The organism is Elusimicrobiota bacterium, assembly GCA_016721625.1.
GTDB lineage: Bacteria > Elusimicrobiota > Elusimicrobia > FEN-1173 > FEN-1173 > JADKHR01.
Map to the genome: position 1 here is coordinate 185,297 of JADKHR010000001.1, position 20,831 is coordinate 206,127.

Here is a 20,831-nt window from a genome sequence, read left to right on the forward strand (position 1 = left end):
TGAGTTCTTAAGCTTGAGTATCGATCAAAAGGAGAACTTTGTCGAAGTGGGTGAGGGCGTTGGGGGTGAGGGATTGGGGGGGGAGGCGCAGGGTTCGCGTGAAGGGGTTGTAGGAAAGGGTTTGGGTTCGGATGGGGAGCGTGGCGTCGTGGCCGAGGCTCGTGACCAGAGCGACGGCGGCGTCCCCTTCCAGAACGACTTCTTCGACGTCCAGTAACAGACGAACCACGTCCCCGATGTAGCGCCGGGCGTTCACGGGGTCGGCCACGACCTGGGACAGGCGGGCGGGGGCTCGGTTTTGTCGACGTAAATGGGTCTGAACAAAACCCTCCACCTTCTTTAAGTCGACCCGACCTCCCTCGAGCAAGGCGCCGGCTTCTTCTAAGGCTCTCCGGTCCAGGACGTGAACGTTGTTCCCGCGGCTAAATCCTTCTTTCTGAAGCTGTTCCATCATTTTAGTTCCTTCCCCTTCGGCGTTCAAAAACCCAATTTCTATTTTGTTGTTGGAACGGTTCGCCATGCTGGTGATCAGCCGCGCGACTTCCTTGGGGCTGGAGGCCACCATCCCCCAGTCCACAATGACGAGACCCGCCGGATTCTCGGGGTTGAGTAGCCCCGCCGCCAGAGTGTTGTGGAAGCTTGTTGGTCGGGCCTCCTGGCCGGGTGTTGGGGAAAGGTTCGGAGCGGGACGCGGGAAGCGTTCAATGAAACCAATGACGGTCGTCCTGGCGGCGCTCCATTCTTCCCGTGAGACATCGGACCCTGGGGCGGGGAAAGGGATCGTCCCCAGTTCATCCGCCAACCGGTCCGATTGTTCATGGGTCAATGGCGCGAGGGGGGCGGTCCTTTCCAGTTGGGAGGCGAGGGCGCCTAGTGGGGATTCCGTCGGGCTGTTTTCTCCCAAAATTCGGACCGCGGCAAGCAACGTGTTTTTGGGTTCGTTCGCCCGGTCCCGGCGGGGGGTGGGGGCGAAAAAGGCGCCGTCGGTTTGCCCCCACGGGGTGTTCCCGTCGGCACTAAAGGACATATTTTCGTGGGGGGACAACGCCATCCCGGCGCGAAATTCGCTGGGAGAGCCGTTTCCGGGGTCGGAGGGCCGGGGAGGCTTGCCCGTCGTTGAGCCGGAGGCCGAAGAGGGGCCTCCCTCGTCCGGGAACAAGTCGTTCAAGACTTCTTCCACGTGATCCACCAGCACGAACCGGAGGGGAACGGCCTGACGTTTCTCGTCCCGCTCGGGAGTGGCCCCGTCCTGGATCTTATCCATGAGGCCGCGGAGCCAGCGGAAGATGGGCAAGGTCTGCGTCGAGGCGTTTTTGGGAGTTTCGTCTTTCAATCTCCCTATTGAACGGAGCGCTTCTTCCCGGCTGAGTAGCCGGGTCAGGTCCTTCTCGGATCCGCGAAGAGTGAAACTTTGGATAAACGCCGATTCTTTCCCGGTTTGCTTTAACCCCTGAATTTCCTCTAACGGGATTTGTTCCTGCGATACCTCCACCCCCTCTGCTTTGGCTTTCGCCGGCAGGCCCTCCAAGAGGCGGTTCCAGAGGTCCGCTTCCTGCTGTCGTCTCCGGGCGGCCGGGCCGTCGTCCGCGGGATCCCCCGTGCCGGGGTCGGAATTGAGCGTCAGTTCCGCGACCCCGTTTTGGAGGAGGAGGCCGCGAAGATAGGGCTGACGGCGCATCATGGTTTCCAATTCTCGGCGCGTGCCGTCTCCGGCGGGGAGGTAAAACGTTTCGCCCTCTTCCGCGAAGGAACGAATGACTTTGCGAGAGAGCGTTCCGTGCTCCTTGGGATTGACGGGGAGGACATTCCCTTTCAGGTCAATTTCACCCCCGAGGCACACCCCGGCGGGGGGCGCCTGGCCGGTGATGGAAGAATAAAAAGCCGCGAGAAGGCCAAGGCCGGAGAATCCCATGCCGGGATTCTCCGTGGAGGCATCGTTAACGTCCACGTGGAGGTAGACCGTCCCGGGAAGTGCGTTGGGAAACCGTTTCTGAGCAAAGGAAAGGGCCAAATTCCAAGCCAACCGGCCGGTGTCGGCCAAGGTGTTGGGGCGGTCTTCTCGGTCTCCCAGAGAGAGGGGGAGTTGCATTCGCCATTTCGCTCCGGGACGGCGGACCGCGTGGGTGGTCATGAGCGCGCCTTCCTGCACCGGAATCTCCATGCGCCCCACTTCCGTTTCGCCGGGCCCCTCGCCCGTTCCCCGCGGCCCGCGCGGAGGTCCCAGGTATCGTTCCAGCGCATCGGCGTCCAGTCGGACCGGTCGGCCCGTTTCCACGTAATCGCCGAAGGCGGAATCGATCAGTTGATTCAACCGTTCTTCGATTTTTCGCGCATCGTCGAGTGGACTCAGGTGGTGGTCCACCAAGCGGGTCAGGAGCATCAAAGAATTTCCAATCGTGACCGGCGGGGTCCAGTCTTCCGAACCAACGGCTCCGCTCTCCCGGGTTAACCCCTTCGACCTGAGCAATCGCGGCAGTAAAACCTGGTTCGCCATGCCGATTTTGTCTTCGCGGGTGGGTTTTTCCACCTTCAGGATCGTCATCCGGCTTTGGAGGTGTTCGGGAATGGTTTCCAGCCGGTTCATGGTGATGACGGTGAGGGTTGGGCTCACGTCGAGAGAAAGTTCCAGAAAATCGTCGGTGAACCGCCGGTATTTGGGATCGAAAAAACGGGTGAGGGCGTTCAGGGGATCTCCAAAATGGCCATCCACGCGGCGTTTGTCGAGCTCATCAAACACCAACACCATGCGCTTGGTTTTTGTTTTTCGATAGGCTTTGACGATCGAGCCTTCCTCCGAGGACGTGTAGGTTCGAAAGAAGCCGACGAAATGCCGGGGATCGTCCACACCGGAACAAGCGATCACTTCGCTGGGAAGACCAAATATTTCACCGATCAAACGAGCCAGATGGGTTTTTGACGTTCCCGGCGGACCGCTCAGGGCGATGATGGGCATATCCGGTTCCCGTCCCTGGGAAATCTGGTGGAGGTAGAGTTCGTAGATCCGCATGACTTCTTGTTTGATGTCTTTCATCCCATAAACTTCGCGGTCCAGTTTCGCCATGGCCGCTCGCACCAGATCCGGGATTTGGTCGGGCGAAATGAGCGGGAGGGGTTTCTCTCTCCAGGGCCAGGCCAGGACGGTCTCGATCCACGTCGTGAGCATTTGCTGGTCGGCTCCGGCCCCAATCCGGGCCAGGCGGCTGATTTCACTCATCAGGCGTCGTCTCCCGACGGGGTCCGGGATTCGCCGCGCGGCGGCGCGGTACTCTTCGATATTCTCAGGGGCTCGTTCGGCCGATGCGAGGGCTTCTCCCACGGCTCGGTTCACGTCTTCAGCGGTGACGGCGGCGGATCCTCCGCTCCGGGCGGAAACGGCGGCTTTGAGGAGCGCCGAGAGAACCAGGGAAAGGTCCAGGTCGCTTTCCCGTTCCAGGAGTTCCGCCAACGACGCCTGGGCCGCCGGTTTAAAGGGGACCGGCCCCAGCCGGTCAACGACTTGGCCCGTCAGCCATTCCGCAAGGAAAGCGCCTCCCTTGGACGGGAGGAGGGGTGTGGATTGTACGGCTCGGTCGTAAGGCAGGGAGGTGTCGGTCAGGGCCAAATGGGTTTCCTCTTTTCCAAAAAACAAGAGAGGCGCGGGGAGAATCGCCCCCTGGGGGCCCTCGCGGCCCGAGGCGGTATCGATCAAAAAGGCCATGGGGGTGGCGAGGTCGTTATTAAAGTGACGGGAAAAGGCGTCCAGATCCACGGCTAAAACCACATCTCCCGCCGCCCGGGCTTGGGAAATGGTTTCCTGCAGGCGAGTCGTCAGAATTTTCGGATCCCCCACGATTGCGGGGAAGGTGACGGATAGAACACGGGTCGCCCGTTGGTCCGGAAAGGGCGAGGTCCGCTGGAAATAGTGCGCCGCGGCGTTTAAGAAACGCGCGGACAGGGCCTCGTCCGGGGAGTAAACCATAATCGATCGCGAGTCTTCCGTTGACAAACGCCGGGCCAGTTCTTCGGCGGCGGGGCGAAAGGCGGATAATTCTCTTTCCGTGAGGGGTACGCGCGGGGGGCGGGTGTGGTCCATCACCTCCCCGGCCTTCATCCGGAGGCGCAGGGCGTTCTCCCCCATCGCGGCCAGAGCGGTCACGGACACGTCGGAACTGGGGCGGCCGTGCTCCAAATCCGCGATGAGAAATGAAAGCGCGTTTTCCTGTTCCAAATCGGAGATGGGGGTCACGAACGGAAGTTCCCGTCCGCGCGCGGGTCGGGTGGCGGAAGCGGTGGGACCGGGAAAGTCGTTGAACTGGTGGCGCATGAAGGCCAGGTAATTATTAACCGCCGCTAGAAATCGTTGGTTATCCTCAAAAGACGGAGCGGTTTTTGACGTCGGAAGATCATCCAGAAGTTGGGTGAGGAACGTGTGGACGTGGTCAAAAAACCGATAGTCATCCGCCCTCGCCGCATTTCCTCCCAATTCGTCCCGGGACTGCGCCGCCCGCTGTCTTTGGTTGGTCCACCGGGTTCGAGCCTGCTGAATGTAGTCCCCGGAGGTCTGCGGCGTGGCGGTGAGCCATAGTTCCGTTTTCTCGATGGCTTGGCGGAGCAATGCGATTTCTTCCTCGACAACGGCGTCCCGGGCGCGGGCCGTGAGGACCCCCAGGGCCTGGAGGTCGGTCTCGCGAGCCGCGGCCGAAAGGCGTTTCCTCCATGCGGGAAGGGCGCGCAGGGTGGCCACAAAAGAGGGGTCGCCGACGGAGGCAAGACCGTGGAGGACGTTTAAAACCCGGCGCGCGTCTTCGTCCTGTTTAGAAGCGAGAAGCCTCTGCAGGGCCGGGGTCCTTTCTTCCGGGGAAGAGTGGAACGCCAGGCGATTGACCTCGTCCATGGATGAAACCTCGGGCCCAACGGGGGACGGCGGGGCCGGTGTCTCGTTTATGTCAGAGAGGGAATTCAAAACGATTTCCGGCTCGGATTCGGGGGACCCCATGGGGGGCTTGGTCTTTTGGATTTGCCCGGCCGGCTCCGCGTTTTGGGGAACCTCCAACAGTTTTTGCCCGGGAGGGCGAACAATCGCCCTGTTTAAAACTTCATACGAATGGTGAACGAGGACGCACGTGAGAAGGGGGGATGTTTCGGGATGAGCGGTGATAAAGGCGTCGATCTCCGCTCGGGTCCCTTCCAGCCAATGGCCCCAGGCGTTCTCGGGAAAGTGTAGACGGATGCGATTCCCATTCTCCACCGCGAATCGAAGAAGGTCGCCTCGGGCTAGGGCCACCCGCAGTTCGGGTTCGTTCCCCGCCGGCAAAAAAACCGTGTTAACGCCCGCCCGAAGCGCGGCGGAAAGTTTTTCCTCCAACCCGCCGATGCGCTGGGTTTTTCCCGTCGGGGAAATTTCGCCCGTCATGGCGACGCCGGCGCGAACGGGCCACCCGGTCCGCTCCGAATAGAGCGCCGTGGTAAAAGCCAATCCCGCCGAGGGGCCGGATTTTGGGAATTCCCCGGGGATATGGAAATGCGTGCGTCCTATTGATTCGGCTTCTCCCAGGGCCTGCTGGACGGACAGAACGGCGCGCTGGGCGCTGTCCCTCATGTCGGTTTTCATAAGGCCCGTCACGATCAACTCTCCTTCGTCCTCCCCCGGGAGGGAACGAAAATACGCTTGAACCGGGGCCACGGCGCCCCCTTGGGCGCCGGCGGCCAATCCACTCACTTGGCCGACGATGTCGGCGGAGGGAATGGAATCCACTCGGACGGGGGCGGCGCCCAACACGCGGCGGACGAAGGCGGGGTCCACGAGAACGGGAGCGGCCGGTCGGCCGGGCTGGGAAGCGAGAAGCCACTCGTGAAAAGCCTGGGAAAGCAACCGCCGCAGGAACTTTTGTAAATCACGGACGTCCTTACCGGGCAGGTATTCCGATACCAGGGTGCGGATGACCGCCGCGCGGTCCGGGAAGGGGACGCGTTTCTCCCCAAAATCGGTGAGGCGAACCGTCTCCGGGAAAACGTGGTCCAGTCCGATGGCGATCAATTCCTTGTCCGTGTATCGTCTCGTGAACACCCGGCGCAGGCGGCTCAGAAGATGATCGGGAAAAACCTTTTCGTCAATCTGGTTGGCGGTCAGGAGGACGCGCACCCGGGGACGGCGGTAACGCAGGCGGGAACCTAAATAGGTGTCGTGGTATTCCTGCCGCTTATCGAGGAAGTCCGTCAAGGCATCGAGGGCCTCCCGCGACATTTTGTCCACCTCGTCGATCAAAATTAAAACGTCTTCGGTGCCAGCTTCTTCCAGTTGGCGCGTGATCTCGCTGGGTTGGGAGCCGACAAACGTGCGTTTGATCCCTTTCCATCGTTTGGCGTCGGCGGTGCCTCCGGCGTTGATCTCGATGAATTTCCTGCCAGTGGCCTTCGCCAGGGCTTGCGCGATGGTGGTTTTTCCCGTGCCGGGTGGGCCTTCCAAAAGAACCATGTCGGCGGGGTCGGGGGCGGGGTTGCCTGACTGTTGGAAATCATGGAGCAGGTAGGTCCTTTCCAGTTCCGCCTTAAGTTCGTTTTGGCCCGAAATAAATCGGTCCAGTTCGTCCCGGAACGTTTTTCGTTTGGCTCGCCATTGTTGCAGGAGAGTCGTCTGTTCTTGGGGAGTTCGTTTCATCCTCTGGTCCTGTTCGGGTGTGGCTGGTGTCCGTGGCCAAAGGAAGCGCAGGGCTAAAAGGTGTCGAATATAAGCCAAGAGGGGAGAATGGTTGAAGTCGCTGGGCGGGGTGCGACGAAGTTCGTTCAGGTATTGCTCGAGCTCCGTCCCGACGTCCGCCGCCATGGCGTGGAGGGCGATCCCCGCTTGACGCCAGAGCGAGAGATGTTCGAAAGGAGGTAGTCCCTTCTGTTCCAAATCCAAGTCGCCGTTTTCGACCCGCGCCAGGCCAGCGCCCGCTCGGGCGCGCGCGTGCGCGCCGGCGCGGTCCAAAAGACCATCGGCCATGGGGAGGTCCATGGAGCCCTCGTTGACGGCCCTGACCAGCCGGTGAAGCAGATCGGGTTCGCTTTCCACCCCGCTTTTTTTCATTCGGTCGGCTCGGGCCTTAAGAATTGAAAGGACGAGGTCGGGGGCGGCCTCCACCGTGGCGATCGGCGTCGCGGTTCTCCTTCGGGAGGCCAACGGGTCTCGGCTTCCCTTGGAGCCTGAGAAAAAGATCAGAGTTCGTTCCGGACCTGGAACGCCCCGCTCCTGTTCCGCCTGGCGGAGATTTTGGACGGCGTCGGCGAGGGCGTCGGGTTCGGCGCGGAAAAGTTCTTCGAATTCCGCGAGGTCGAGGACGACGGCGTTGCCTCCGGCTTCTCCCAGCGAAACCAGAAGGTCCGACAATCGAACGGCGCGTTTTGCGGTCCCGTTCGGGGTCCGCATCATTTGGCCAAGGTTGATCCGCCAGAGTTTCCGCGGTCCCCAACCGTCGGTTCCCTTCCGGAACCGGGCCGCCAAGGCCTGCTCAAAAGGGGCGGTGGTGTGGGGCCAAGGATGTTGGACGCGGACCGCGCCGTCGATCAGGGCGATCGCGGCCCGATCCACGGCTCCTTCGATGGCCGGGTGGGTGATCAGGCGGATGTCGACGGGGCGCTGGGGGGGGCTTCCCGTCAGATCGGTCAGCACGCCCAAAACCCTTTCCCGCGCGCATCGGCGCCGCGCTTCAAACCCGTTCTGAAGGAGCGGAGCGGTTTCCGGAAAAAAATTCTGAATGTGGCGGTATTCTCCGTAAGCCGAGGGGAGCAAAAAATCGTCTCCCGCCCAGCGCGCCCCGGCCGGGTCTTGAGTCACGAGCGGGTGCAGCCAATAGCGAAGGCGGTGGGCCAGCCATTTGCGTTCGAACTTGAGGATATTGGCGAGAAGTTTGGCGTCCTCATTATTGAAGCCGTCCTTGTGGAGGAGGCGATCGAATTCGGCGCAAAACCAACCCCAACTATTCCCCGTTCCGTTGGGGGAGGCTTGGGCTTGATTGTGTTGAAGCGACAGGTTTCCGTGAAGGGCGTCCGCGGGGATATCGGGAGAGCGGGCGTTTAAATTGAATATCGATAGGGTGTTTTTTGCCTTTTGAAGATGTTCTTCCATCCCGGGCAGACGCTGTCCGCCGGCCGCAAAGAACTCCGTGGCGGTTCGATATTGGTCGGTGAGGAACGCGGCGTGTTCCTCAAAGAGCCGGGTGAAATGTCCGTTCAGGGCGGCGCTCCAGACCCGCAGGGAAAGGTTTTTTCCCGCGCGAGCGCGCTCGTCGGGTGAAAGTTGGCGAAACAATTCGTCCGACCAATGATCGTCCAGGTCCACCGCGTGAAGGAGGCGGAGGGTTTTATCCGCTTCGGGAAAGGCTCCCCGGCGAATCTGGCCTAACGCCTGTTGCATTAAATCGCTCGGGCCGGGGTCCCCCCGCGTGTTCCCGCGCGAAGCGCCGGTCTGTGTCGGGAGGAAATAGAGCGCGCCTCCGCCAACTGAAAAGAAAAACTGAAACAAAGGGTCTCGGAAAAGGGGGGGGAAAGGGACCCCGGCGGGAGAGATATCGGGAAGGGAGGACCACCAGACTCCGACTCTATTTTTCACCCGGGAGGCTCCCCGCGCCAGACGCAACCGAAGGGCCGATAGGCGGGGATGGCCGGAAAGAAGAACGGACAGCTCTCGGTCCATCGCGTCCGGCCTTCTGTCGGTCGAAGCACGGGATCTTTGCAGGGCCAGGAGCGCCTCCCGGCCTTCGATCAATTCAGGCTCCTCCGGGGTCCCTCCCAACAGAAAGGGAACCGGTTCTCCCTCTCCACGGCCGAGGCCCGCCAGACAGCGCTTTCCCTCAGATTCAAAGATTTCAGAGGAATCTAGCGACGGAGGGGCCTGTCGTTCGATTTCGCGCCAGCGTTCGGGATGGTGAAGGATCGTCATGGCCGCCACGAGCGCGGAGAGGGGCACCCGGCTCGGATCCAATTGGAAACGGCTGGCGTCCCTCAGGGTCTGGGAGGCGGTTTCCTCCTCCAAACGCGGAGTCCATTCAAGATACGAGGCCGGTTCCCAGCGAAGCCATCGACGGACACCGGGGGAGTGAAAACCGCCCGTGACGAGAGCGGCGAACCCGTTGCCCTGCGAGCGGGCCAGCGCCACGGCGTGGCGGGCCATGGCGCGGTCTCGTTGGCGGGCCAGCCGATAAAAGTCCAGGAGGCGGGGACCAGCCGCTCGATCCAATAACAGGAGACGCCTGGCGGTAAACTCGGTTGGGGAGGAAACTCTTCTCTTCCCGCACAAGGCGGAGAGATCTCGGTGAAAGGACTCCCACCCCATTTTCCCGCTCAGGGTTTGGAGCTCTTCCCATTCTTCGGGGGACATCTCCAGGGACCACAGGCGTTCGTTGAGCCGAAGCCACTTTTCCAGCCGAAGGAAGTCCGTGGCGTCGCGCCGTTCCGGAGCGGGGAGGCTCCGCACCTTCTGGAGCAACCGTTGGTCTTCCAAGCGGCCGAGGTCCCGTCGAATTAATTCTGGGTTGAGCGAGGCGGCGCGGTTGGCCCAGAAAGCCAACCGTTCCGAGTCTTGGGGCGAAAGGGGGGACGCCCCGGCCGTTGGGGGAAGGGCCAAGGCTTTGGCAAGTCGTCGCCGAATTTCTCCCGTTTCGGGACGCCGTTCGATTTTCTCCGTTTCGAGCCAATTCGAAAGGGAGGGGAACGCGGGCCGCGCCCAGGGGGAAGACCCCGCCGAATCCAGTTCTCGGAGGTAGGTGGTGAGGTCCATGCGGCCCCGCTCAAACCCTTCTTTCAAATCGACCAACCGGGCCGCGAGGGGGGGGAGGATCCGGGACTTCAGATTGGAAATCGCCGCCGAATAGACGGCCAGTATTCCTCCCATGGCCCCCCGAGCATCCGCGGTTTCTTTCCGCGCGCGCCGATTGGCCCGGAAAAGGCCCGCGTCTTCCGCGCCCACCACGCGAACCGGCGGCCCGTCGGAGGAAACCGAGAGAAATTCCTCCCCCGTCATCCACCCCGCTCGAAGGAAAACTTGGGCGAGGGAGTCCCGGTAGGCGGAATCCGAAAGGGAGCGGAACCACCCGGTGTCGAGCTCGCCCCAAGCCCCCTCGACGGCGACCAAGAAAGACTTATTTGAACCCGTCGGCGCGACCCGGCGGGCGAACTCCGCCAGGAGTTTAGCCGCGTTCTTCTGCGCGGCGGCGTTCCCGTGGATTTCTTGAAGGTGCAAAATGAGGGGAATCCCCCCAGATCCTTCGGGATCGGGAAAAGGCTTCGAAGCGAACGGCTGAAATTCCTCCGAAACGATCCCGTTCTTTCGGGAGAATGGAAGGAGCGCGAGCGGCGCGATCGAAGGACCGGTCGACTCACGGCCTCGATTCAGGCGCCTCTCTCGTCGCTCCGCCCACACATCCCGCGCAGAGGCGGACGCCTCTAGAACCGGACCTGCGGGGCCCGTCAGCAAGAGGGCCGCGGTCGTCAAGGCCGCCAGCGGTCGGCGCCATGAAAGAAGAGTGGAACGGGGTGAGGTGGTCATGAATGGACTTTAAAATAGCAAACGGAATGAAAGATCCTCTAAACAAATGGTAACAGAGTTGTAACGGAAACGTAAACGAATCGAACAGCAGTATTTACATGTTTGTTACAAGTTGTTAAGGCGGTGGACCGGAAATGAACGTATCCTTAGTTCGAGGACGGAAACACTTCGAGGAGGGCGGTCCATGGAAAACGCAAAAAGAATTCTTGTCATCGACGACGACATCGGAATGGCCGACTTGTTGGCCGATTTTTGCGAGGAAATGGGATGCGAGGTCCGCTGCGTCACGGATGGCCGAGAGGCGCTTCGCGCCGCCATCGATTTCCGACCGCACCTGATCACGCTGGACCTGGAAATGCCATTTTTGGATGGGTTCGAGGTTCTGCGTTTGCTTCGCGCGCACCCGGCCACGAACCGGACTCCCGTGGTGGTGGTCTCCGTGATTGCGGAGGATTCGGATTTGACAAGCGAAACCGTTTGCGGAAAACTCGCCAAGCCCGTTCGGTATGCCGCTTTTGCCGAGAAAATTCAGGCCATGCTCAAACCGGCGGTTTAACTTGTAAAGGGGGGGCTATTCGTAGCGGTAGCCGATTCGCTCCACGGTTTTGATCCGATCGCCCAGTTTGCCGAGTTTTCGACGAAGCCGCCCGACGTGAACATCCACCGTGCGGGTGTTGCCGAAATATTCATGGCCCCAGACCGTTTCGGAAAGTTCTGCCCGGGTCATCACCTTTCCCTGGTTGCGAAGGAGCGAGAGAAGCAAATCAAACTCTTTGGGGGAAAGCGCTAAGGGTTTCCATCCATAACAACGATGTGCTTCTCCATATCTACCGAGAGGCCTCCGTCCTTCAAGGGGGCCTCCTTTTTGTCTCCCCATTCCACTCGACGGAGAACGGCTTTGATGCGGGCCACGAGTTCCGTCTGATTGAACGGCTTCGTGATGTAATCGTCGGCGCCGATTTCCAATCCGGCGATCTTGTACGAGTCGAGGTTTTGAACGGTGAGGAAGACGACCGGGATGGTTCGAGTGGCGGGATCGGCCCGAAGGATTTTGCAGATTTCAAAACCATCTTTGTCCGGCAGTTGCAAGTCTAGGATGATGAGGTCGGGTTTGGAGTTTTGGATTTTTTTCAAGGCATCCGAGCCGCTTTCCGCCCCCACCGTGACGAAACCTTCCTTTCCGAGGATGCTCTCGACCAGCCGGCGAATATCTTTGTCGTCGTCCACCACCATGATCCGTTTTTTAAGCATTTTCTGCCCCCTCTGCGATTCTTGAAATTATCCTAAATGTTCGGCGCCCTTTTGTAAACCCCCGTTCTTCAGCCCAACGGGGAGGCTTTTTGTTCCGTTTCTTCCTTCACGGGTTCGGCCTGGCGAAGCACGACATGCACCGTGGTGCCGCGGTCCTGTTCGCTTTCAATCCAAACGCGCCCTCCGTGGGCCTCCACGAAGCCTTTGACGAGGGTCAGGCCGAGGCCCGACCCTTTGGTCTTTCGGGCCAGGCCCGTGGTGGGTTTGACCTGTTCAAACTTGTTGAAAACCGAGGCCAGGGCCTCCGCCGGAATTCCGATTCCCGTGTCCGTCACGCGAAGATGGATTTGGTTATTTTCCGCGGCGGCCAGCAAGGCGACCTGTCCTTCCAGGGGTGTGAACTTGAAGGCGTTGCTGAGGAGGTTGGTGATGACCTCGAGCAGTTTGTCGGCGTCTGCCCATAGAGGGGGGAGGTGTGGATCGATGCCGATGTGGAAATTAATGTTTTTCTCCTGCGCCATGGGACGAAAGACCACGGACATTTCTAAGGCGAGGTCTTGAAGGAGGACCCGTTCCTGGTGGAGTTCGATTTTGCCCGATTCAATTTTGGCGACGTCCAACAAATTATCGATGAACCGGGCCAGCCTCACGGAGTTCTTCTTAACGACGATCAGAAATTCACGCTGTTCCGCCGTGACGGGACCCGCGCTTTCCTTCAAAAGGAGTTCGACATAGCCTCGCAAAGAGGTCAGGGGGGAACGAAGTTCGTGCGTCACATTTGAAACAAAGTCCTGTTTTAAACGGTCCAGTTCTTGAAGTCGGGCGGCCATCACGTTGAATTCTTGGGCCAATTCCCCCAGTTCGTCTCGGGTCGTGATTCGAATTCGGTGGTCCAAGTTTCCCTCTCCAATCTTGTGGGCGCCGTCGCGCAGAAGGCCGATGGGCCGCGCCAAGAGCACGGCCAGCCCCACGGCGACAACGATCCCGAACCCCAGGGCCGCCAGAGCCGCCAAGAAAATGCGTTGGCGCGCCGCCTCCAAGGCTTGGTCCACCAGTTGGGCCATGGACGTGCGGGAATAACCGACCCGGGCGACGCCCAACCGCCGGGTCCCTTTTAAAATGGGAAGCGCGAGGTCGACCACATCGTCGGTGAGGCCGGTCTGTTGGCGGAGGAGTCCCCTGGTTTCGGCGGCCCGGAGGCTCACGGGGTCCGTGAGTTTCTGGTCGACGAAAGCGGGGTTCGTATGGGCCACCACGCGGCCCCCTTCGTCCAGGACCATGGCGTAGCTGAGCGCCCGGGACCGGCGGAGGAGAGAAAGATAGCTGGCGAGCAGTTGGTCGTTGTTGGCAGCGACCGACTCGCGGCGAATCTGCACCAACGAATTGACGTTGTCTTCCTGTGTTTGATCGAAACGGCGGACCAAATAGTGCCGCTCGGAAATAAAAAGTGAAACCCCCACGCTCGCGACGGCGCCCAGGACGAGAAAAGCGGAATGAAGAACAAGTTTGGTGCGAAGAGGAATTCGTTTCAAGGGATTTCAGTGTAACAGAGGTATTCCCGCCCGTCAAGGGAAACACCTTGTCGATTCATGGTTTGTCTGTTACTATTGTTTCAATCTTTGCGTAGGGGAGACCTATGTTTATTCTAACGAGCAACATGTTTGGTTTGGCTATTCTGAGTCTTGGTATCTTGGGGGTGATCGTGTCCCTCTTGATCTCAAACCGCCGAAGGTTCTTGATCGGCATTAGTCTGTCGGGGTTCCTGGTGGTGCTCGGAATATTTTACGTCGTCGACACCAGCCTGCGCCAATGGTGGACCGCTCGGAGCATCGCGAAATTACAAGCCAAAAACCGGGAAACCTTGGACCTGCTAAAAAATCGTAACGAGGCGACCGTCCCAGCGGTCCCTTTGACGGTCGAGGAGCGGGGCAACCAAACGCCGGCGCCCGCGGTTCCTCGCCCACGACGTCGTTCTTAACATAATCCGTCCGGCTCCCGTGGCCGTCTTTTCCGTCGTTCTTTTTGGCGGCGGGTTGGACTGTTTCTATGAAAGCGTTTCCTTTATTGCCGCCGCCCGGGCCCGGGGGGACACGGCCATCCTCTTTCTTCGCGGGCCGGCTTTGCGGGCGTTCGTTGAGTCCCGCTGGAGTCTGGACGAGGCTCTTCCATCCCCCGAATCCTTTCACTTTCAAAACAAAACCCCGCGGCGTTCCTGAAGGACCTTCACGCCCATGGCGGCGTTCGCGTATGCCTGCTCGGCTTGGGCCCGCCTCTGGAAAATAAATTCCGCGGTCCTCGCCGAAAGGGTGGACGCGGTGATCGGTTTAAACGCTTTCCTCTCTCAGGGCCAGGGCGGGCCGATCCTGACCTTTTAAAAGCGATATAATCCTCCCATGGGCACGGCTCCCCCCAGCGATATCGTCGCCGAAATCAAACGCCTCGCCAAAAGGCGGAACGCGGTCATCCTCGCGCACAACTACCAGGTGGGCGAGGTTCAGGATATCGCCGACGTCGTGGGGGATTCCCTCGCTCTGTCGCGGGAAGCCGCTCGGACGCGGGCCGACGTGATTGTTTTTTGCGGGGTCCATTTCATGGCCGAGACGGCGGCTCTCTTGGCGCCGGAAAAAACCGTACTCCTCCCGGACCTGGAGGCGGGCTGTTCGCTCGCGGCCACGGTGGACGCGGCCCAGGTCCGCCAGTGGAAAGCCCAACATCCGGCCGCCGTGGTGGTGGCCTATGTGAACACCACCGCCGCCGTAAAGGCGGAAGCCGATATTTGTTGTACCTCCTCCAACGCGGTCCGGGTGGTCGAATCCGTTCCGAAAGAGAAAGAAATTCTTTTTCTCCCGGACATGTTTCTGGGCCAGTTCGTTCGGGAGAAGACCGGGCGGCGGATCCATTTGTGGCCGGGGTCCTGCCACGTTCACCGCGCGATCCATGACGAAGACATTGAGGCCAAGAAGAAAGAGTTCCCCGGCGCCGAGCTTTTGGTCCACCCCGAGTGCGGATGTCTGACGTCCGCGCTCCGACACGCCGATTTCATCGCCTCCACGAGTGGAATGGTCCGGCACGTCTCCGAGTCTCCCCGCCAAACCTTTTTGGTCGCCACCGAGAACGGAATCCTCCACAGCATGAAAAAACAGAGTCCTGGAAAAACCTTCATCCCGGTGTCGCGGGCGGCCGAGTGCGAGTTCATGAAAAAGATTTCCTTGGAAAAGGTTCTCTGGTCCCTGGAGGGGATGAAACATCGCATCACTGTTCCGGCGGAGATCGCCGATAAGGCGCGACGGGCGATTGAACGCATGGTGGCGATTCCGGGCTTATGATCACCCTGCTTTTCTTCGCCCGGCTGGCTGAACTGACCGGGGTTCGGCGGATGGAAACGATGGCGTCAAACACCCCTCAGGCGCTGGCGGACGCCCGCCCCGAGTGGGACTTTTTGAGAGATCGGAGCCTTCGCGTGGCCGTTAATCGCCGCTGGGCCCATTGGGACACGCCTCTGTCGGATGGGGACGAGGTGGCTTTCCTTCCCCCCTGGGCTTCCCCCTAATGGAAAAGGTCCCATTTTTTACGGCCGGTCCCATTGCGGCGGATGGGCTGGAAGAGCGCGCCCGGCACTCCGAACCCGGGGCCGTGGTTTCGTTTCAAGGGTGGTACGGCCGGACCGCACCGCCCGGGGCCCGATCACCGCTTTGGAGTTCGAGGCCTACGAGGCCATGGGCGAGGTGGAAATGGCCCGGATCTTCGAAGAGGTTCAAGTGAAATGGCCTGGCACTCATATGCTGTGGCAACACCGGCTCGGCCGTGTTCCAGTGGGGGAAACGAGCCTTTTCCTCGTGGTCAGCGCTCCCCAACAAGACGCCGCTTTTGCGGCCTGCCACTTCGCGTTGGAACAGATGAAATCCCGTGTTCCCCTGTGGAAAAAGGATATTTTTTTGGACGGCGCCTCCCGCTGGTCCTCTCATCATCGGGAAACCTTGCTGATTTCCGACAGCGTTCTGACCTACCCCGCTTCATGACCGCCTGGATCTTTTCGACGGAGCCGGGGGTTTACCCTTGGTCCCGGGTGGAAGCCGATGGACGGGCCCGTTGGGACGGCATCCGGGGGCCCCTGGCCCGGCGGTGGCTCCGGGAGATCGCCGTTGGAGACACTATTTGGGGATATCACACCTCGCCAGAAAAAACCCTGGTTTGCCTGGCCCGGGCCGCGGCGGCGGCCGTCCCAGATCCCGCGGATGAAAAATGGCTGGCCATCGATGTGTCGTTTGAGCGCTGGCTCCAAAGGCCCGTTCCATTGGCGGAAATGCGTGCCAGCCCTGCGCTCTCCGAAATGCCTTTTTTGCGGATCCCCCGGCTTTCGGTGGCTCCCGTCACACCCCTCCAGGAACGCGCCTTAAAGTCTTTGGCGGGGGAAATGAAAAAACAATGAATCCCCTGCTCGGACAAATGGGAGCCATCGTTCTCGTTTCCGCGCATTTCATTCCCGGGTGGGGGTGGCGACGCAAAGAGGTCCAGTGGGTGCGCCCGCCGGGGCCCACCGCCGCTCATTTTCCTAACACGCGGGGGGCTGAGGCCTGGATGATGATGTTCGTGGCCCTGGGCTGGAACGTTTTGGCGTTTCTCACTTTTTTTGGTTTTTTCGGAAAGGCCCAGGGGATGGGAGTGGGCGCGGGGGGGAGTCTGGGCGTGGTGGGCCTGGCTCTCCTTTTGTGGGCTGTTTTGGAGACACGCCGTTGGCGTGTTTCACGGGGGGCCAAGGTGAACATTTGGGGCCGGGCGGCCCGGGGAAATGTTGGTGGGCGTCATCCGCACGGGCCTTTCCGAGGCGGACCCCGCGGGTCTGATCGTGAACTTGGATTGCTTGGAAAGCGATTCCGATTTAACTCGTCGGCTCTGGACGGCGGAAATTCACGCTCCCTCTCCCACGGGGCCGGACACCTGGCCCTTTCATTTCTCGATTCCCGAGGAGGCTCCCCCGTCAGGATTGTCTCCCAATGGCGTGGTCCTTTGGCGGTTGAGGGCGCGCACCGCCTCTCGGTCGGTTTTCGGGGCCAGCTTCGACTTGGGCGTGGCCCGGGTTCAGGGCCCGCCTTCCCGTGTGTTGCCGGTTCCTCCGCCGACGCTTCTCTCCCGTTCGGGCGGAGCCAGGCGGTATATCCGGGTGAGTGAGGAAGCCGGCGGGGTGGTTGTTCGTTTGGGGGCCCGGACCTCTTTCCCGGGTCCGAACCCCATCGTGTTGTGGGCCTTCGGTTTGGTGGCCGCTCTTTGGTTGCTGGTCATGACGGTGGCCTCCTCCGGGGCCTATGTTTTCCTGGGGCTGGCCAACGCCGCGGTGGCTCTCGGTTTGTTGTACACGTGGTTTGCACGGGTGGAATTGCGTGTCACCAGCGACGAGGTGATCGTGCGGAGGGTCTTTTTTAAATTCTCCGATGCCCGCCGATTTGCCCGGAGCGAGTTGACCGGCCTGCGGGTGAATTTGACGGGGCCCGAACCCCTCTACGGGGTTCGGATGGAACGGGGAAATCTGCGGCCCGTGGGCGTTTTTGAAGGGTTTTCTAACCTCTTGGACGCCCATGAAGCGGCTCGAACCCTGAGCCGAATTTTGGGTCGGCCGGTGGTATAAATTCAGGGAGGAGGTTTTATGTTGAAAGTTGGAGACCGGGCCCCGAATTTTTCGGCGCTGGATCAGAACGGGGAAAAGGTGGAACTTTCCAGTTTCAAGGGAAAGTCCGTTGTTTTGTATTTCTATCCGAAAGACCTGACGCCGGGGTGTACCGTGGAGGCTTGCGGGTTTCGGGACGATCACGGGGCCTTCAAAAAAAAGGGGGCCGTGGTGTTAGGCGTCAGCAAAGACGGGGCCGCCTCGCACAAGAAGTTCGCCGAAAAGCACGGACTCCCTTTTCCTCTTTTGGCCGACGAATCGGGATCCATCGTCAAAGCCTATGGGGCCTGGGGGGAAAAGTCCATGTATGGCAAGAAATACATGGGGATCCTGCGCGTTACCTACGTGCTGGGCGCCGATGGCCGCGTAAAGGCGGTTTTTCCAAAGGTCAAGCCCGCCGGCCATTCAACCGAAATTTTGGCGGTTCTTTGACTAAAGGCACCTAATTAAGTAATATATAAAAATGATTCAGCGCTATTTTACTTTGCAAGAGGCTCAAGCGTGCCTGCCGCGGGTTCGGGAGCTGGTGGCCGAGGTTCAAGAGCTGAAACGGCGAGCCCACGCTAAAATCTCCCACTGGCGGACCAGGGGAGAAGCCAATTTTGTCGAACTGGCCGTGTCGCAGGGGCAAGTCGAATTCCTTTATTCCGAGGTTCGCCATCGGCTGGAAACGCTCCTGGACCTGGGATGCGTTCCGAAGGATATGGATCAAGGTCTGGTGGATTTTCCTGCGCGGATCCCCGGATATGGGGAGGGGTATTTTTGTTGGAAGGCCGGAGAAGCGGAGGTGGGCCACTGGCACGGGCTGACCGAAGGTTTTTCGGGTCGGAAGCCGATCGTCGAAGCGGGGGTTCCCTGGAAAACCCTGCCAGGATTTCGCTCGCCGCTCCGGTAACCCTTTCCAGTCTTCTTTCGCCCGGGCAACCCCTTCCCCGCCTGAGCGCGTCCTCCGAATGGGCCAAGGAACCTCCCCCGAAATATAAAAGGCTTTCCTGGCGTTGTTTTTGAGAGAACGGTCTCTCGGAAAAATCGCTACGCTAGCCGAGACTTTTTTTCCGGCGGCGGTCCCAAAGGATGAGCAGGCTCGTCATGAAAAAGATGTCGCCGATCATGCCCGTCGCCAGGACAAAAACGTTCAATATCCCGAAATGAAAAATGGGAACGAATCGGCTGAGCAGTAGCACCCCGAAAGCGACGCCCAAAATCAGAAAAGAAGACATCATCCCTTCCCCCTTTGAGAGGAGAACCTCCTCAACGCAAACGGGAATGGGAACGCCCCGAAGACGCTTTTCTCGGAATGAAATCATGAAGTGAACCGTGTCGTCCACGATGATGCCGAAAGCAGAGGCGGCGATCAGCACCGTGCCCGTGTCGAGCGCCACCTTCGTTGCTCCCATCAGACCGAAATTGAGGATGATGGGGAAGAGGTTGGGAATCAAAAATAACGTGGCCAACCCCCAGGATCTCAACACCACCAGCATCACCAACCAGATGGACCCCACCGACTGAAAGAAATTCTTTGCTTGGTCTTCCACCATGACGCGGGAGGTATGAACTTCTTGCGCCATGTAGCCGGTCACCCGTATGTCCAAGGGCGTGTTCAGCTTTCGGGCAAAGTTTTCGATGCGGTGAATCATGTCCCCCAACCGCGCCGTGCTATGCTCGGAAATGCGCGCCACGATGCGGGTGTGGCGGAAATCTCCCGTCACGTAGTCATTGATGTCGTCGGCGCTGTAAAGCAGGAGGAACTGCGAGATCAAATTTTGTTTTTCCGGGGTTCGATAATAGGCCGGATCTTCGGCGTGAAACGATTGGTTCATGTCTTTCAGATAGTCCACGAAGGACGTGGTGGCGTCCACGGTCGGAAGAGTGTTGATGAAATTCTGAACCTGCTCGACGGTGGCCAGGTGGCGGGGTTCTTTGAAAGCCCCCGGCGTCGCCGATTGAAAGGAAACGCTCAAATCTTGTAGTCCGCACAAATTCGTTTCAACAAAGTCTGCGTCCTGTCGAATGGGGTCCGTTTTCCAAAAAAACTTCAACAGGTCGGTTTCCACCTTGACACGCGTCGCCAAGACTCCGGAGATCAGTAGCAATGTTAAGGACAAACCGACAATCATTCCGGATCGGGTATTTACCACGCGATTGGCCCAACGCAAAGAACGGCCGATGAGATGCTGTTCGGAAACCTGGCGGTCCCGGTAGACCTTGTCGGGATTCGAGTAAAGGAGGAGAGGGACGAGGAATCCAAAAGAAAATATAAATTCAAACATCATCGCCGCCGCCGCGATCCAACCGAACTGGGAAATGGCCGCAATGCGATTCGTGGTGAAAGAGAGGAACCCGAGCGCCGTGTTCAGGCTCGTGAGAAAACAAGGAAATAGGATTTCCCTCAAGGCCGCCGCCAGGGCGTCCCTTCGGTCCGGATGTTCGGTCAACAATCGTCGATCCAGGTGGACGAAGATATGGACCGTGTCCGATAGCGCGAGAGACATGCACAGCGGAATCACGATCGACGTGACGTTGTTGAGCGGGAACCCGCAAAAGGCCGATAAGCCCAGTGTGGAGGCAACGGTAAGGCAGATGTTGGCCATGGCCAAAAGAACAGGCGTCGGCTACGAAAGACCCATACGATCGTGAGAGCGACGAAAAAAAACGTTAAAGGAACGAACCGCACCAAATCGCGGTCCATGTAATCGTTGAGGGCCAGATTGGTGACGATGTACCCGGCCAAATGAAACTGTTTGCCGGAGGGGGAATACCGCTCCAGCACCGCGCGGGTCTTGCTGAGAAGTCGGTCTTTGTAGTGGGGGTCGTCGGGTCGGTCGAAGGCATAGACGACGATGGCGGTGGTCCGGCGATCGGAAGAAATGAGCTGGCGGAGGAAGAGGGGATTGCTTGTCGCGCGCCGTCCCAGATCTTCCAGTCCACGGGAATCGGCGGGGATGTCTTTGAGAAAACCCTCCGCGATAAAAGAGTCCTCTGTGCCCACGGTGTCCGTGACGTTGGCCAAGCTGGTCACGTCCATGATTTCCTCGATGTTTTTTAAATCGTTGGTGAGGGACCGGATCAGGGTGAGGTTCGCCGTCGTGAAGATGTCCTTGTCCTCAAAAGCGATAATAAAAAATTCCTCTTTGGGGAAGACTTTTTTGAAGTCGCGGAAGAACTTGGCCGACGGACTGGTCCAATCGAAGAAATCGTCGATAGAACTTGTCGTTTGTAAATGCACGACTTGGTAGGAAAAGAAAAGGCTCAGGAGGATGGTCCCGGCCAAAAGAAAGGCCGCCCGCCGAGTGATGAAATGGGCGGCGCGCGCCACCGTTTTTTCGCGGGACGGCAAAAAGCCGAAAATACTCATGGGAGCCAAAACCGGGGGGCTCGCTCGTTAACCGAGCCGGAGCGTTCGCGCGGGGTCAT

The 20,831-nt window shown here is 59.7% G+C and carries 17 protein-coding genes; 11 read left to right on the top strand and 6 right to left on the bottom strand.

Annotated features, from left to right (window positions below):
• Positions 1-7: 7 nt before the first annotated feature.
• Entirely contained in the window at positions 8-10,504 is a 10,497-nt protein-coding gene (locus IPP35_00655; protein ID MBL0057653.1) for an AAA family ATPase, read from the bottom strand.
• Between the two features lie 184 nt (positions 10,505-10,688).
• On the opposite strand from IPP35_00655, the gene IPP35_00660 reads away from it, so the two are divergent.
• On the top strand, positions 10,689-11,060 hold the full coding sequence (locus IPP35_00660) for a response regulator (protein ID MBL0057654.1): 372 nt from the start codon (positions 10,689-10,691) through the stop codon (positions 11,058-11,060).
• Between the two features lie 15 nt (positions 11,061-11,075).
• Here IPP35_00660 and IPP35_00665 read toward each other — a convergent pair whose 3' ends face one another.
• The 3 genes from IPP35_00665 to IPP35_00675 all read right to left on the bottom strand — a co-directional run bounded on the left by IPP35_00665 (position 11,076) and on the right by IPP35_00675 (position 13,287).
• A complete protein-coding gene (locus tag IPP35_00665) occupies positions 11,076-11,267 on the bottom strand; it encodes a winged helix-turn-helix domain-containing protein (protein ID MBL0057655.1) in 192 nt (63 codons plus the stop codon).
• Positions 11,268-11,290: 23 nt separating this feature from the next.
• Positions 11,291-11,755, bottom strand: coding sequence for a response regulator transcription factor (locus IPP35_00670; protein ID MBL0057656.1), 465 nt, complete (start codon positions 11,753-11,755; stop codon positions 11,291-11,293).
• A gap of 68 nt (positions 11,756-11,823) precedes the next feature.
• On the bottom strand, positions 11,824-13,287 hold the full coding sequence (locus IPP35_00675) for a HAMP domain-containing protein (GenBank protein MBL0057657.1): 1,464 nt from the start codon (positions 13,285-13,287) through the stop codon (positions 11,824-11,826).
• A gap of 104 nt (positions 13,288-13,391) precedes the next feature.
• On the opposite strand from IPP35_00675, the gene IPP35_00680 reads away from it, so the two are divergent.
• From IPP35_00680 to IPP35_00725, 10 genes are all read left to right on the top strand, one after another.
• On the top strand, positions 13,392-13,733 hold the full coding sequence (locus tag IPP35_00680; protein MBL0057658.1) for a hypothetical protein: 342 nt from the start codon (positions 13,392-13,394) through the stop codon (positions 13,731-13,733).
• Between the two features lie 19 nt (positions 13,734-13,752).
• Positions 13,753-13,971 carry a hypothetical protein gene (locus tag IPP35_00685; GenBank protein MBL0057659.1) on the top strand — a complete coding sequence of 73 codons (219 nt, stop codon included), beginning with the start codon at positions 13,753-13,755 and terminating at the stop codon, positions 13,969-13,971.
• 15 nt (positions 13,972-13,986) lie between these two features.
• Positions 13,987-14,130: a hypothetical protein gene (locus IPP35_00690; GenBank protein MBL0057660.1), complete on the top strand. Its 144-nt coding sequence runs from the start codon at positions 13,987-13,989 to the stop codon at positions 14,128-14,130.
• Between the two features lie 18 nt (positions 14,131-14,148).
• A complete protein-coding gene (gene nadA / locus IPP35_00695) occupies positions 14,149-15,081 on the top strand; it encodes a quinolinate synthase NadA (protein MBL0057661.1) in 933 nt (310 codons plus the stop codon).
• Positions 15,078-15,305 (top strand): MoaD/ThiS family protein, encoded by a 228-nt coding sequence (locus IPP35_00700; protein ID MBL0057662.1) that lies wholly within the window; start codon positions 15,078-15,080, stop codon positions 15,303-15,305. Before nadA ends, IPP35_00700 begins: the two co-directional genes overlap by 4 nt.
• Before the next feature lie 100 nt (positions 15,306-15,405).
• On the top strand, positions 15,406-15,774 hold the full coding sequence (locus IPP35_00705; GenBank protein ID MBL0057663.1) for a molybdenum cofactor biosynthesis protein MoaE: 369 nt from the start codon (positions 15,406-15,408) through the stop codon (positions 15,772-15,774).
• Positions 15,771-16,184 carry an EVE domain-containing protein gene (locus IPP35_00710; GenBank protein MBL0057664.1) on the top strand — a complete coding sequence of 138 codons (414 nt, stop codon included), beginning with the start codon at positions 15,771-15,773 and terminating at the stop codon, positions 16,182-16,184. Before IPP35_00705 ends, IPP35_00710 begins: the two co-directional genes overlap by 4 nt.
• Before the next feature lie 360 nt (positions 16,185-16,544).
• Positions 16,545-17,378: a hypothetical protein gene (locus tag IPP35_00715; protein ID MBL0057665.1), complete on the top strand. Its 834-nt coding sequence runs from the start codon at positions 16,545-16,547 to the stop codon at positions 17,376-17,378.
• 18 nt (positions 17,379-17,396) lie between these two features.
• Positions 17,397-17,849 carry a thioredoxin-dependent thiol peroxidase gene (gene bcp / locus IPP35_00720; protein ID MBL0057666.1) on the top strand — a complete coding sequence of 151 codons (453 nt, stop codon included), beginning with the start codon at positions 17,397-17,399 and terminating at the stop codon, positions 17,847-17,849.
• Between the two features lie 31 nt (positions 17,850-17,880).
• Positions 17,881-18,312 carry a DUF2203 domain-containing protein gene (locus tag IPP35_00725; GenBank protein ID MBL0057667.1) on the top strand — a complete coding sequence of 144 codons (432 nt, stop codon included), beginning with the start codon at positions 17,881-17,883 and terminating at the stop codon, positions 18,310-18,312.
• 142 nt (positions 18,313-18,454) lie between these two features.
• Here the strand turns inward: IPP35_00725 and IPP35_00730 are convergent, their stop codons facing one another.
• Both IPP35_00730 and IPP35_00735 read right to left on the bottom strand, forming a co-directional pair.
• Positions 18,455-20,008, bottom strand: a complete 1,554-nt coding sequence (locus IPP35_00730; GenBank protein ID MBL0057668.1) for a hypothetical protein — start codon at positions 20,006-20,008, stop codon at positions 18,455-18,457.
• Positions 19,921-20,754 carry an MMPL family transporter gene (locus tag IPP35_00735; GenBank protein MBL0057669.1) on the bottom strand — a complete coding sequence of 278 codons (834 nt, stop codon included), beginning with the start codon at positions 20,752-20,754 and terminating at the stop codon, positions 19,921-19,923. Before IPP35_00735 ends, IPP35_00730 begins: the two co-directional genes overlap by 88 nt.
• Positions 20,755-20,831 lie beyond the last annotated feature (77 nt).